At 52.9% G+C, this 263-nt stretch carries 1 pseudogene; it reads right to left on the bottom strand.

The annotated features are described in order from the left end of the window. Positions 1-263, bottom strand: a pseudogene (locus HMPREF2724_RS12960) (hypothetical protein); the annotation flags it as partial.

Below are 263 nucleotides of genomic sequence, written 5' to 3'. Positions count from 1 at the left end.
AAAGTGACGTTGTGGACGTGCATCTCGGAGAGCTCGAAGTACATCTGCTCCAAGCATTTCCTGCGGTGCCTCTCCGTCTTCTTGCTCACTTCACTCTGGTGGGTGATGATCGCTTGCATGGAGTCGATCTCAGAAAGGGTGTCCACGATTTTTCGGCGTCGGCTATTACGTTCGTCGGTCCAGTGAAGTTTGACCTGGCCAGGAAGTCGTAGTGGACGCAGCTCCTCGCGTATTTTTTCCAAGTCTTGAGTGTCGATGATGGC

The organism is Corynebacterium sp. HMSC071F07, from assembly GCF_001810285.1.
Taxonomy (GTDB): Bacteria; Actinomycetota; Actinomycetes; order Mycobacteriales; family Mycobacteriaceae; genus Corynebacterium; species Corynebacterium simulans.
Note: the sequence above shows the minus strand (reverse complement) of the source record. Positions and strands in the feature narration are given on the sequence as shown.